This is a genomic window from Paenibacillus sp. 203 (assembly GCF_037027525.1).
Classification (GTDB): Bacteria; Bacillota; Bacilli; order Paenibacillales; family Paenibacillaceae; genus Paenibacillus; species Paenibacillus polymyxa_B.
Genome location: NZ_JAXCHD010000020.1, coordinates 1 through 12,703 on the forward strand (window position 1 = coordinate 1; position 12,703 = coordinate 12,703).

Sequence of the window (12,703 nt, forward strand, 5' to 3'; positions counted from 1 at the left end):
CGACTTGCATGTATTAGGCACGCCGCCAGCGTTCGTCCTGAGCCAGGATCAAACTCTCCATTAAAGACCAACCGAAGCTGGTTTATAGAAAGAGCGATAAGCTCATGTTGAAACTGACGAGATAAAATATCTCTTGTTTGATTTTGCGAACAAAATCGTTTTACTCACTCGTTGTTCAGTTTTCAAAGATCAAACCTGCATTATGTCTTACTTTGTTTCACCACCGCATCTCAGCGGCGACTTGATTAATATAACACACATTCGGGATTTAAGTCAACACTTTTTTAAAATTATTTTTTAATTTCATTTAATTGTTGTTCTCACAAAAAAATTCCCGGGCTTTAAGGGCCGAGAATTAATGTATCACATTTTTGAATTCGCCGTCAACTATATTTTAAAAATAGAAACAATAACATTTAAGTTTTCATATAGCCTGTCCGAATAATACTATTTTCAATCCCAGTAAAAGGACAATCCCAGGCAAGCCTAATATCGTTACCGCCCCCATTGTCACTGGATTGATCGGGATGTACACCTGCGTAATCCACCCTGAATAATTGATAACATACAATGCGATGGCTGCCAGGCCCATATGTGCCCCGAATACTACAAGCCAGCTGATACCCAAACGTTTTTTTAAGATTAGAAATAGTAACATCCCGACACAGGCAATCAAAACAAGCCAGACCGCCCCTTTCATTCAGCTCTCCGCTTGTGAACACGATCCGTATCATTGGCATACCCCGGTTCATCTGCAGGCAGATGGAAACGATGCAGGCCTTGCTGTTTCGCACTTTTTAAATGTATCTGATATTTACGTTCTGCAGCTTCTAGAACAAATATAGCGTAGTCGATCTCATCTTTACCCGTTGCTTCATGAAATAAACGATGCGCTCTTAACCATTCCGCATGCGAAGCCCGAATCTGGGCAAACAACTCCTGCCGATACTCCGCTTCTGATTTGCCATTCTCCTGACGACGGAAATTTTGTTTCATCCGTTCCCACATCCGTTCATCCTCCTCACAAGCTGAATTATGTGCACAGTCTGCAAGATTACCTTATTCATACTTATTGAACAAAGGACAAACTTAGAACCAGGAACGATCTATACTGCCATCTATCACCGCAAATAAAAAAGGAGCCATAGCGGCTCCCCCAAGTGAGTCGAGAATACCCTAAGGACATTCCAGACTCCCTATTTATAACGTATAAATACACCTATTAATTGAGCTCTCTACGGCCTTCCAACGCTTTGGACAGGGTAACCTCGTCAGCATACTCCAAATCTCCACCCACTGGCAATCCGTGAGCAATACGAGTAACCTTGATTTCAAAAGGACGCACTAGCCGAGAAATGTACATGGCCGTGGCCTCTCCTTCAATGTTCGGGTTCGTAGCTAAAATCAGCTCCTTGACGCGTTCATCACTGAGTCTATTCAGCAATTCCTTGAGTTTGATATCCTCAGGACCAATTCCCTCCATAGGAGATATCGCCCCGTGAAGCACATGGTAAAAGCCATTAAACTCCTTGGTACGCTCCATAGCCACCAAATCCTTGGAATCCTGAACAACACAAATGACGGAAGCATCCCTCGTCTTATCCTGACAGATCCGACAAGGGTCCGTATCCGTAATGTTGCCGCAGACTGAACAGAAGTGCAGATTGCGTTTTACATTGACTAGCGCTTTGGCAAAGTCAATCACATCATCTTCCTTCATTTTCAGTACGTGAAAGGCCAACCGGGCAGCCGTCTTCGGCCCTACTCCTGGCAGGCGCGTAAAAGCATCAATTAGCTTTGCAATCGGCTCCGGATAATACAATAGCGTGTTTCTCCTTTATGCAGCAGACTAGAACAAGCCCGGAATTTTCATGCCGCCTGTAAATTTACCCATATCATCATTAGCCAGTTCATCTGCTTTGGACAAAGCATCATTGACTGCAGTCAGTACAAGATCTTGCAGCATTTCTACATCATCAGGATCTACGGCTTCCGGTTTGATCGTGATGGACAACACTTTTTTATGTCCATTTACCTCCACCGTCACAACACCGCCGCCAGAAGTACCTTCGATTACTTTTCCGCCAAGTTCCTCTTGGGCTTTCAGCATTTGTTCCTGCATTTTTTTCACTTGCTTCATCATTTGGTTCATATTGTTCATTTCAATCATCTCCTTTAATGAAGTATACATCTAGACACTTGATTTAATCTTTAATGACTACCAGATCTTCCCCGAAAAGTTGAATAGCTTCATCAATCCAGGGCTCCTTGGACTTTCCCGGCGTATCATGCTCCGGCTCCAGTTGCAATTCTTCGGCAGGCTGGTCGGAAACTCCTTCAATCGCAGCATTCCAATCCTTTTGCATCATCGTTACTAAACGATAAGGATGGCCCAACTGCTCATGCAATACTTTCTCGATGACCTGCTTATTGGCAGGCTTTTCGGTAGTTTCACGATGAATATTGTTCTTAAATGCGACCAGCACACTGTCCTCTAACACAGAAACTGGCTCACCGTCCATAAACCAGGCATGAACCGTAACTTTCGCCTCTTTTACCCCTTGTAAAATCTGACTCCACTTACGCCCCGCTGCTGCGAATGCTTCGCTCGACTTCTCAGCGATATAGCGATCCAACTGAGAAGGAAGTTTGGCTGGCGCTGAAATCCGCGGAGCAGGGGCACGACCCCCGGAAGCCTGACGACCACCCGACGATGCTTCCTGTCCCGCTCCAGCGCCCAATCCACCTTGCAGCGCGCGCTCCAGTTTCTTTTCCAACTCAGCAAGCTGGCGCTTCAACATTACCACATCTTCCTGCTCAGCTGCAGCACCTGAGCGCTGTGCGGCCGACTGAACAACAGCTCCTGCTTCCCCCGGAATACTGCATAGTTTCAACAGAGCTACCTCAAACAAAGTTTGAGGCTGAACGGCATATTTCATCTCGCTCTGATAACGATTAAGGGTGTCAATCATCGCAAAGAGTTGCTCCTTGGTAAAAGCATCTGCCACTTCCTTAAATCGCTCTGGATCTAGCACTCGCTCCGTCATTTTGGTTGCCTGAGGCACCATCTTGATCATTAGCAGGTCTCGGAAATAGTACAGAAGATTCTCCATGCACTTATCCGCACTTTTACCTTCCTGCATAAAGTTCTCGATCATTTGGAGCACCGTGCCCACATCTTCTTTCAGCAACGCCAAGGCAAGCTTACCGAATTGCTCGGACGCAATACCTCCCGTCATATCCAGCACCTGCTGATAAGTAACCCGACCATCTGTAAACGAGGATATCTGGTCCAAAACGCTAACTGCATCTCGCATCCCGCCATCTGAAAGACGCGCAATGTACTGCAGTGCATCTAAATCAGCCTGTATGTTCTCCTGTTGACATATCAGGTCAAGCCGCTCTGTCTGTTCTTCCAGCGATACCCGCCGGAAGTCAAACCGCTGGCAACGCGAAATAATTGTCGCCGGAATCCGATGTGGTTCAGTCGTAGCCAATATGAACATCACGTGTGGCGGCGGCTCTTCTAGTGTCTTGAGCAGCGCATTGAACGCTTCCGTCGTCAGCATGTGCACTTCATCAATGATATAAACCTTGTGCCGCACTTCTGTGGGCGCATATTTGACTTTATCGCGCAAATCACGAATCTCTTCAACGCCCCGGTTGGAGGCTGCATCAATCTCCTGTACATCCATGACCGCTCCGGCCGTGATCCGTTTACAGGCTTCGCATTCGTTGCAAGGTTCCGGCGCAGGTCCATGCTCACAGTTGATAGCCTTGGCCAAAATTTTGGCCGCACTCGTCTTACCTGTTCCTCGTGGACCGCTGAACAGGTAGGCATGGGACGTGCGATTTTCGCGGATGGCATTCTGCAATGTCTGGATAATATGCTGTTGTCCTACCATGTCCTTGAAAGCCTGCGGCCGCCAAGCACGGTACAACGCTATATGTTCCAATGCGCGTTACCCTCTTTCCCATTCACTTTCATGACCATTCATGGTCACTTCATTATACTATACTCCCGTCCGAATCTAAACCAGACACCTTCCAATTTATAAAACACAAAAAAACATCTTCGCAATGATTGCCAAGATGTTCTAATCACTAATATATACCGTGCACCTGTTATTGATCGTTGTGATCCGAGCGGCAACCCTGAACAACAACTCGGGCTAGGCAACCCTCCGGCACAAGAGTGGGCTTGCTTATGGCTGCTTCCTTCCGGACCTGACCAGGTTCACAAGTACTCATTGCGGAGGACCCAGCCGTCAACATTGTGCGCAGGGACCAGCCTCACATCAACAACACCTCTAACAGGAATTCAACCTCGCTATAGCGGATTGCGAGTTACAGGGCACCGCTACCTCCCCATCTAGCACGGTGAAAATAAGTATATCTTAAGGCCGCATAAAAAGCAAATACACATTATTACAAAAAGAGCCCTCTGCAGTTGCAGAAGGCTCTAATAACTTTATAACCTGCGGTAATCCATTAGATACCGTATTTCTTTTTGAAACGATCTACGCGTCCACCAGCATCAATAAATTTCTGCTTGCCTGTGAAGAATGGGTGGCAGGCGGAGCAAATCTCCACACGCAGAGATCCTTTCACAGAACCAGTTTCAAACGAATTTCCGCAAGCACAAGTGACATTAGTTACGTTAAATTTTGGTTGAATAGCTTGTTGCATTGAACTTTCACCTCTTTCCGCCCTGAACGTCCTATCAGTCCAGAGTTGTATGAACACATGTTCACATTATAGCACTTGAATATGAGCGTTTCAACAACTCTTTTCCGCATTCAAAGATGGCGTAAAATAGGTGAGTTTCAAGTTGCTATTGACCGTTTTAGGCCTTGGCAAATTTGGGGCGTGCCAGCCCTTGTGGGGGTACATGAGTGTAAGAACCGATGACTACATCAGGCAGTTCCTCACGATAAATCTCAAGCATTTGCTTCATGCCAAGGATCTCACCTTGAGCAGGTGGAATCAACTCCAGATAGCTTTCAGGATCGATATTCAAGTTACGCATTTGAATCAGCTTGAGCTTAGTACGTTTGGCAAATTCAATCATTGCCTCAATTTCTTCCTCTCGGTCTGTTACACCCGGAAAAATCAAATAGTTAATCGACGTATATACTCCCTGCTCAGAAGCATAACGAAGTGATTTTTCTACATTATCCAACGTGTAGCCGCGCGGCTTGTAATACGCATTGTAGTGATCGTCCAGTGCACTAATGGTACTAACGCGCATCAGATCAAGACCCGCATCCACGATTCCCCGGATATGATCACTCAATCCCGCATTCGTATTGATATTGATGTATCCCATATCAGTAATGGAGCGCACCTCTTTGATCGAATCAATAATCAGTTTGGCTTGTGTGGAAGGCTCGCCTTCGCAACCTTGGCCAAAACTGATGATGGACTCCGGTGTCTTCAAATGTTCCAGCATAACTTCTACAATTTCTTCAACACGGGGACGGAAGTTCATTCTTGTCTGCGGAGATACAAAGCCACTGTCATCCGGCTGTTCAGATATACAGCCAAAGCAACCCGCATTACACGAATAGGATACCGGAACTCCTCCTTCCCAGCGATTCAGGAATGTGTTCGAGGAAGTAAGACATTCGTAGCCCAGCGCACAGTTAGACAAATGTTGGTACAGCCGATTTTCGGGATATTGCTCCGTCATCCGCTGAACACCCAGTTTAACTTGATGACGGTCACAGTTTTCCGGATTCCACTTGGATGGACTGTCACTCTGCTCTGCCGTTACATAAAATGCCCCGTCTTTCCAGACTACGGCCGAATAACCGAACAAGGGAAGTTTGTACTCCTTATCGGTCTTCACATATCCCGGCAGGCACAAGCGCGTAAAACCTTGCGGCAATAAAGCCCCTACTGCTTGCATATCTCCGGGAAGAGAAACCATTTCCCCTGTTTCAGGGTTCATACCGACCGGGCGAGTGCTGGGCAGGCTTACCAATGTAGCTCCTTCCGGTAACGGAATAAGCTCATCCTCCATGATCTCAACAATCATGTCTGCACTACGGGCAAGCCCATACAAAGAAGCATGATCATATACATTGCCTTTTTCGTCGGCATACACCAAATACATTATGGAGCTCCTTTCGCTCCGTTAAGCCTACGCCATTAACAAATGAATGGTAACGACTGTGTACTTACGGAACAGATAAAATACATGAATGGGTTTTAGTTGGTTGTGGCCGGGACTGACGCTGTGGTAGAACGCGCAGTTCTCCGTTGTTGCCCACCAGAACTGCTTTGCGAGCTACTGGAAGAAGGTGCCGTCAAATCAAACGAAGCCAAAAACTCAGCATTAGTTTTGCTATTACGCAGCTTTTTGAGGAAGCCTTCCACAAAATCATGGCTTTCCGTCATGTTTTTACGAATGGCCCAGATGGTATCCAATTCTTCCTTGTTCAACAACACTTCCTCACGGCGTGTGCCGGAACGACGAATATCAATCGCAGGAAAGATACGACGTTCTGCTAGCTTGCGGTCCAAATGCAACTCCATGTTGCCTGTACCTTTAAACTCTTCATAAATGATATCATCCATGCGTGATCCCGTATCAATCAGCGCTGTAGCAAGAATCGTCAAGCTACCGCCTTCCTCCACATTCCGAGCCGCACCAAAAAAGCGTTTTGGACGGTGAAATGCCGCCGGATCAATACCCCCGCTCAAAGTACGACCAGAAGGAGGGATAACGAGATTGTACGCACGAGCCAAACGTGTGATGCTATCCAACAGGATGACAACATCCTTTTTATGTTCTACGAGACGCAGCGCACGCTCCAACACGAGTTCTGCCACTTTAATGTGATTTTCAGGAAGTTCGTCAAATGTAGAGGCCACAACTTCACCTTTAACAGAACGCTGCATGTCGGTCACTTCTTCGGGGCGTTCATCAATCAACAAGACAAAAAGCTCGATCTCGGGATTGTTAGTAGAAATGCTATTGGCAATTTCTTTGAGGAGAAGCGTCTTCCCAGCTTTGGGAGGTGCTACAATGAGTCCGCGCTGTCCAAGTCCGACAGGGGCCAGTACATCCATAATTCTCGTAGACAAATGGTTGGGGGAAGTTTCAAGGACTAATTTGGTTTGCGGATACAGTGGAGTCAGTGCAGGAAAATGTAGCCGCTCAGCAGCTTGCTCAGGACTTCTTCCATTGACGGCGTTAACTTGAAGCAATCCAAAATATCGTTCATTCTCTTTTGGCGTTCGGCATTTACCAGAAACAAGATCGCCCGTTCTCAAGTCAAACTTGCGGATTTGTGAAGCAGAGATGTAAATATCTTCGGTACTCGGGAGATAATTGATCGGCCTCAGAAAGCCGTAACCTTCGGGAAGGATTTCCAGAACCCCCTGCATAAACATCAATCCGCTCTTCTCAGCTTGTGCGCGCAGGATCGCGAATATTAATTCTTTCTTTTTGAGCGTTCCGTAGTACGGGATCTGGTATTGCTTGGCCAGCTTGTACAGGTCGGTCAGCTTCATTTCTTCCAGATCGGAAATTTGCAGATCCATATAATAACCACCTATTCAATTATTAAGTCCATTCATACATCTAAATGATAGACAATGATATCATAAACACCATTAACATAATTTTAACCAAAACAAATAAAGTTATGCAGCCATCTGCCTGAATTATACCGAATTATTCCGGTTTTCCGATAAAGGATTGTTAGGTATGAACCACAATCTTGTATCAAGCAGCGGCTGCATAGGTGTTGCCCGTTCTATCGCTTTCGTTCCGGGAGTTCGAAAAAATGGCATGGTCTAATTATTCAGTCTGCCGCCATACATCCGCGCCTAAAAGACGCAGGTTGGAAACAAGGTGATCATAACCACGGTCAATGTACTCGACACCCGTCACCTCAGTTACACCTTCGCTTACTGTAAGTCCAGCAATGACAAGGGCCGCTCCGGCGCGCAGATCTGCCGCTTTTACTTTAGCTGCATTCAGCTGACCACCCTCTATAATAGCAGACCGACCCTCTACGCGAATTTTAGCCCCCATACGCACCAGCTCAGGGACGTGCTTAAAACGATTGCTGTACACAAAATCGCTCAATACACTGACACCCTGCGCTTGGGTAAGCAAGCTGGTCATGGGAGATTGTAAATCTGTGGCGAATCCGGGGTATATCAAGGCTTTAACGTCGACATGTTCATAGGAAGGTGCACCTAGTACGCGAATACTTTCATCATATTCCTCGATGCCGATGCCCATTTCCTGCATTTTTGCAGTGAGAGCCTCCATATGTTTGGGGATTACATTGTCAATCAATACATTTCCACGGGTTGCCGCAGCAGCAATCATATATGTGCCCGCTTGTATACGGTCAGGTATGATGGAATGACGGCAGCCATGCAGCTCCGACACACCTTCAATTCGAATCGTTTCCGTACCGGCACCTTTAATAATAGCCCCCATCGAGTTTAAAAGAGTTGCTACATCTATAATCTCAGGCTCTTTAGCCGCATTTTCGATAATTGTGGCGCCTTTGGCACGTGCAGCCGCCAGCATAATATTAATGGTAGCGCCTACGCTGCTAACATCCAAATAAATCTTAGTTCCGCGCAGTTCTTTGGCGTGCAAATGAATAGCGCCGTGCTCGTTCGTTACCGTGGCACCCAGCGCTTCGAAACCTTTGATATGCTGATCAATGGGCCGGGGTTCGAAATTGCACCCTCCTGGCAAACCGATGATCGCTTCCTTGAATCTGCCCAGCATGGCTCCCATCATATAATAAGAGGCTCGTAATTTCTTAACAGGCCCATTCGGCATAGGAATGGATTTAATGGAGGAAGGATCTATTTTCATCTGGCTACCTTCCCAGGTAACCGTTGCACCAAGTTCCTCCAGTATTTCGGAATACACCGCCACATCACTCAACAGTGGCAAATTGTCCAAAATGACTTCCGACTCTGCCAGAATGGCTGCGGGAATCAAGGCGATGGCACTGTTTTTGGCACCGCTGATGGAAACTGTACCTTGAAGCGGCCGTCCACCGGTGATCATCAATTTTTCCATAAGCTTGAGGGTCCCCCTACGTGTTTTGCAGTCGGTCAAACAATAATCTCAAATTATAAATCTTTTAACTTTTTTAGTGGTGAAAATGGAAAGACACCGGCTAAGCGGTGTGCTTTCCATACCAAACTATTCAACTGTACAGATTTAAATATTTTGTGCAGCAGAACTACAGCTACAACTAAAAAATACATCTAGCCCGTGCAGACGCACGACCAGTTTGATTCATTATTACGCTTTGTTGTTGGAACCGAACTCACGAATTTTACCGATAACGGTTTGTTTAATCGCTTCACGACCTGGAGCGATGAATGTACGTGGGTCATAAGCATCCGGTTTCTCAGCAAGCACTTCACGAACCACTTTCGCAAATACGATTTGGTTCTCAGTGTTTACATTGATTTTGGAAGTTCCCAGAGAGATTGCTTTTTTAATGTCATGTGTTGGGATCCCAGTACCACCGTGCAGAACGAGTGGAAGTTTGATTGCATTGCAGATCTCTTCCATTTCTTTGAATCCGAGGTTTGGCTCGCCTTTGTAAGGTCCGTGTACGGAACCCAGTGCAGGTGCCAGTGTATCGATACCTGTTTCGTTAACGATACGCAGACAGTCGTCCAGCTTAGCGTACATTACGTCGCCGACAACATCATCCTCTTGACCGCCAACCATTCCAACTTCAGCTTCAACAGAAACGCCTTTGGAATGAGCATATTCAACCACTTTTTTCGTTGTAGCAATGTTTGTGTCGATCGGGCTGTGGGAATCGTCAATCATAACGGATGTGAAACCAGCGTCGATAGCTTCTTTACATTTTTCAAAGCTGGAACCGTGGTCCAAATGGATCGCAACTGGAACGGTGATTTTCATGTCATGAATAAGACCTTCTACCATTTTAACAACAGTGTAGAATCCGCCCATGTGACGTGCTGCGCCTTCAGAAACGCCCAAGATTACTGGGGATTTTTCTTCTTCAGCAGCGCCCAAAATAGCTTGAGTCCACTCCAGGTTATTAATGTTGTATTGACCTACTGCATATTTTCCTTCGAGTGCTTTGTTCAACATGTCTTTCATAGATACCAATGGCATGGTTACAGTCCTCCTAAAGGTGTTTGGGTTTGTCTATATTTTAGCCGACATCACATACGGGCTTATTATACCACAACCCATGTTAAATACTAAACAAGCTTTTGCATATCAACACATACAAAAATCACGTTAGGACGCCGTTTTTTCATAGAATTGTATAAGGAGAGGATTTACTTTCAGTATTTCCCATAATCACAAACAAAAAACCCTGTTGTGTTAACAGAGTTCTCAACCATAGTGACTCACCTAATCATCTCTGAGTTGTTTGTTCACAGCGATCCGCATTTCGTCAATATCAAAGGGCTTGGTAAAATGCATGAGCGCACCTAGCTCCGTCGCCTCTTTAATCATGTCCAGTTCTCCATATGCTGTCATCATAATAACCTTGATATCAGGATTCATGGTTTTTAGATGCTTCAGAATTTCGAGTCCGTCCATACCTGGGATTTTCATATCGAGCAGAACCAGATCAGGTGGTTCCTTCTCAACAATTTCAAGTGCAATTTTCCCGTTCGCCGCCTGAAAGGTCTCATAACCCTCACTTCCGAACACTTCCATTAGTAAAATCCGTATTCCATTCTGGTCATCGACGATTAATACTTTCTTCTTTTCCAATGTTTTAACCTCCTAAGATCTTAAAACGAGGATCATGCAGCTATTGCCATAACAGCGTCCGATGACGTACAATATCCGTCCCATACCTAAAACTATATTCGCTCCTGCAAAAAGAAAATCCTGCTCTTATACATAATTGTGGAATATTCTTTCATAATCAGGAAGCATAGGATAAAAAAAGACCTCCCTGAGGAGGTCTTACAGCCATAGCATTAACCTTGAAGCTGCAATGCTGCCTTTACAAATTCACGGAACAAAGGCTGTGGACGATTCGGACGGGAAGTAAATTCTGGATGGAATTGTACCGCCAGGAACCACGGATGCTCAGGGAGCTCCACAATTTCCACCAAGCGTCCATCTGGTGAAGTACCGGAAATACGAAGACCCGCTTTTTCAATAACTTCACGATATTCGTTATTGAATTCGTACCGATGACGGTGTCTTTCGTACACCAGCTCGTCGTTGTAGCAAGCCGAAGCCAGGGAACCTTCCACCAGTTTGCATGGATACAAGCCAAGACGCATCGTACCGCCCAAATCTTCGATGTCTTTTTGGTCAGGAAGCAAATCGATGACAGGATAATCAGTAGCCGGGTTAATTTCCGAGCTGTTGGCTCCTTCGAGACCAGCCAGGGAACGGGCAACCTCAATGACAGATACCTGCATACCCAGACAAATGCCGAAGAACGGAATTTTTTGCTCCCGTGCATAACGAATGGTACTAATTTTGCCTTCAATTCCGCGATCGCCGAAGCCACCCGGTACGAGAATGCCGCCAATGCCGCCCAGCATGTCAGCTACGTTCTCGTCCGTCACTTCTTCAGCGTTCACCCAACGAATTTTTACGTCTGCATTCGCATCAAATCCAGCGTGGGAAAGTGATTCAACCACACTTAAGTACGCATCATGTAACGCAACATATTTACCAACAATGGCAATCTCAACCGTTTTATCCAGCTTGCTGATTCGATCAACTAACCCTTCCCATTCGGTCATATCTGGTGCAGGTGTTGTCAGCTTGAGGTGGTTAACTACGATTTCGTCCAAGCCTTCTTCACGCAGGTTCAACGGAACCTCGTAGAGGGTTGAAGCATCGCGGCATTCTACCACTGCATTCGCATCAATATCGCAGAACAATGCAATTTTAGCCTTCATATCGGAGGACAGTTCATGCTCTGTACGGCAAACAATGACATTCGGTTGGATACCGATACTGCGCAGTTCTTTTACACTGTGCTGAGTTGGTTTGGTTTTAACCTCACCCGCAGCTTTAATATAAGGAATGAGTGTTACGTGAATGTACATCACATTCTCGCGCCCAACTTCGCTTTTGAGCTGACGAATAGCTTCCAAAAATGGCAAGCTTTCAATATCGCCCACCGTACCGCCGATTTCTGTAATAATTACGTCCGAACCTGCTTCACGGCCTGCACGGTACACGCGTTCCTTGATTTCGTTCGTAATATGAGGGATAACCTGCACCGTACCGCCCAAATATTCTCCGCGACGCTCTTTGCTGATTACGCTGGAATATACCTTGCCTGTTGTGACATTGCTGTTCTTGGACAGATTAATATCAATAAAGCGCTCATAGTGTCCCAAGTCAAGGTCCGTTTCCGCACCATCATCCGTTACAAATACTTCACCGTGCTGGTAAGGACTCATCGTACCCGGATCGACATTCAGGTAAGGATCAAATTTTTGGATCGTTACCTTCAGTCCCCTGTTCTTCAAAAGCCTCCCCAGTGAAGCTGCCGTAATCCCTTTGCCCAAGGAAGACACAACCCCGCCTGTCACAAAAATATACTTTGTCACTGTTCAAAACCCTCCTAGATAAGATGCAAAATTCAGGCGACATTATGATGTTATCGTAACCCGTTTGCACGGATTATCATCCATGAAGAAGGCAGCGGAATCATTTTCCATGTCCGCCGCCCTTAGC

General features: G+C 46.0%; 12 protein-coding genes, 1 rRNA gene and 1 other RNA gene. All 14 read right to left on the reverse strand.

From position 1 onward, the window contains the following. Positions 1–64: ribosomal RNA gene (locus WA407_RS25335) — 16S ribosomal RNA — on the reverse strand; the annotation flags it as partial. Between the two features lie 360 nt (positions 65–424). Continuing rightward, entirely contained in the window at positions 425–700 is a 276-nt protein-coding gene (locus WA407_RS25340; protein WP_061831803.1) for a pro-sigmaK processing inhibitor BofA family protein, read from the reverse strand. After that, positions 697–1,008: a DUF2508 family protein gene (locus WA407_RS25345; protein WP_025676300.1), complete on the reverse strand. Its 312-nt coding sequence runs from the start codon at positions 1,006–1,008 to the stop codon at positions 697–699. Before WA407_RS25345 ends, WA407_RS25340 begins: the two co-directional genes overlap by 4 nt. Before the next feature lie 214 nt (positions 1,009–1,222). Next, a complete protein-coding gene (recR, locus tag WA407_RS25350; protein WP_103050204.1) occupies positions 1,223–1,822 on the reverse strand; it encodes a recombination mediator RecR in 600 nt (199 codons plus the stop codon). Positions 1,823–1,849: 27 nt separating this feature from the next. Next, a complete protein-coding gene (locus WA407_RS25355) occupies positions 1,850–2,161 on the reverse strand; it encodes a YbaB/EbfC family nucleoid-associated protein (RefSeq protein ID WP_013308226.1) in 312 nt (103 codons plus the stop codon). 43 nt (positions 2,162–2,204) lie between these two features. After that, positions 2,205–3,956, reverse strand: coding sequence for a DNA polymerase III subunit gamma/tau (gene dnaX, locus WA407_RS25360; RefSeq protein ID WP_235306896.1), 1,752 nt, complete (start codon positions 3,954–3,956; stop codon positions 2,205–2,207). A 158-nt stretch (positions 3,957–4,114) separates the two neighbouring features. Then, an RNA gene (gene ffs, locus WA407_RS25365) (signal recognition particle sRNA large type) lies at positions 4,115–4,381 on the reverse strand. A 110-nt stretch (positions 4,382–4,491) separates the two neighbouring features. Next, positions 4,492–4,689 (reverse strand): 50S ribosomal protein L31, encoded by a 198-nt coding sequence (gene rpmE, locus WA407_RS25370; protein WP_071639069.1) that lies wholly within the window; start codon positions 4,687–4,689, stop codon positions 4,492–4,494. Between the two features lie 157 nt (positions 4,690–4,846). Beyond that, positions 4,847–6,118 carry a radical SAM protein gene (locus WA407_RS25375; protein WP_235306895.1) on the reverse strand — a complete coding sequence of 424 codons (1,272 nt, stop codon included), beginning with the start codon at positions 6,116–6,118 and terminating at the stop codon, positions 4,847–4,849. Positions 6,119–6,213: 95 nt separating this feature from the next. After that, complete coding sequence (gene rho / locus WA407_RS25380; protein WP_069290792.1) at positions 6,214–7,551, reverse strand: transcription termination factor Rho; 1,338 nt, start codon at positions 7,549–7,551, stop codon at positions 6,214–6,216. Between the two features lie 259 nt (positions 7,552–7,810). Next, positions 7,811–9,064: a UDP-N-acetylglucosamine 1-carboxyvinyltransferase gene (locus WA407_RS25385; protein ID WP_013308220.1), complete on the reverse strand. Its 1,254-nt coding sequence runs from the start codon at positions 9,062–9,064 to the stop codon at positions 7,811–7,813. Between the two features lie 228 nt (positions 9,065–9,292). Beyond that, a complete protein-coding gene (gene fba, locus WA407_RS25390; RefSeq protein ID WP_013308219.1) occupies positions 9,293–10,147 on the reverse strand; it encodes a class II fructose-1,6-bisphosphate aldolase in 855 nt (284 codons plus the stop codon). 246 nt (positions 10,148–10,393) lie between these two features. After that, a complete protein-coding gene (locus WA407_RS25395) occupies positions 10,394–10,762 on the reverse strand; it encodes a response regulator (RefSeq protein ID WP_235306894.1) in 369 nt (122 codons plus the stop codon). 212 nt (positions 10,763–10,974) lie between these two features. After that, positions 10,975–12,576, reverse strand: coding sequence for a CTP synthase (locus WA407_RS25400; protein WP_013368772.1), 1,602 nt, complete (start codon positions 12,574–12,576; stop codon positions 10,975–10,977). Positions 12,577–12,703: the final 127 nt, after the last annotated feature.

Bases quoted from the DNA above. Each gene is read 5' to 3' on its own strand.
- WA407_RS25340 (WP_061831803.1), bottom strand. From the start codon at position 700: ATGAAAGGGGCGGTCTGGCTTGTTTTGATTGCCTGTGTCGGGATGTTA.
- WA407_RS25345 (WP_025676300.1), bottom strand. From the start codon at position 1,008: ATGTGGGAACGGATGAAACAAAATTTCCGTCGTCAGGAGAATGGCAAA.
- WA407_RS25355 (WP_013308226.1), bottom strand. From the start codon at position 2,161: ATGAACAATATGAACCAAATGATGAAGCAAGTGAAAAAAATGCAGGAA.
- rpmE (WP_071639069.1), bottom strand. From the start codon at position 4,689: ATGCAACAAGCTATTCAACCAAAATTTAACGTAACTAATGTCACTTGT.
- WA407_RS25375 (WP_235306895.1), bottom strand. From the start codon at position 6,118: ATGTATTTGGTGTATGCCGACGAAAAAGGCAATGTATATGATCATGCT.
- rho (WP_069290792.1), bottom strand. From the start codon at position 7,551: ATGGATCTGCAAATTTCCGATCTGGAAGAAATGAAGCTGACCGACCTG.
- WA407_RS25385 (WP_013308220.1), bottom strand. From the start codon at position 9,064: ATGGAAAAATTGATGATCACCGGTGGACGGCCGCTTCAAGGTACAGTT.
- fba (WP_013308219.1), bottom strand. From the start codon at position 10,147: ATGCCATTGGTATCTATGAAAGACATGTTGAACAAAGCACTCGAAGGA.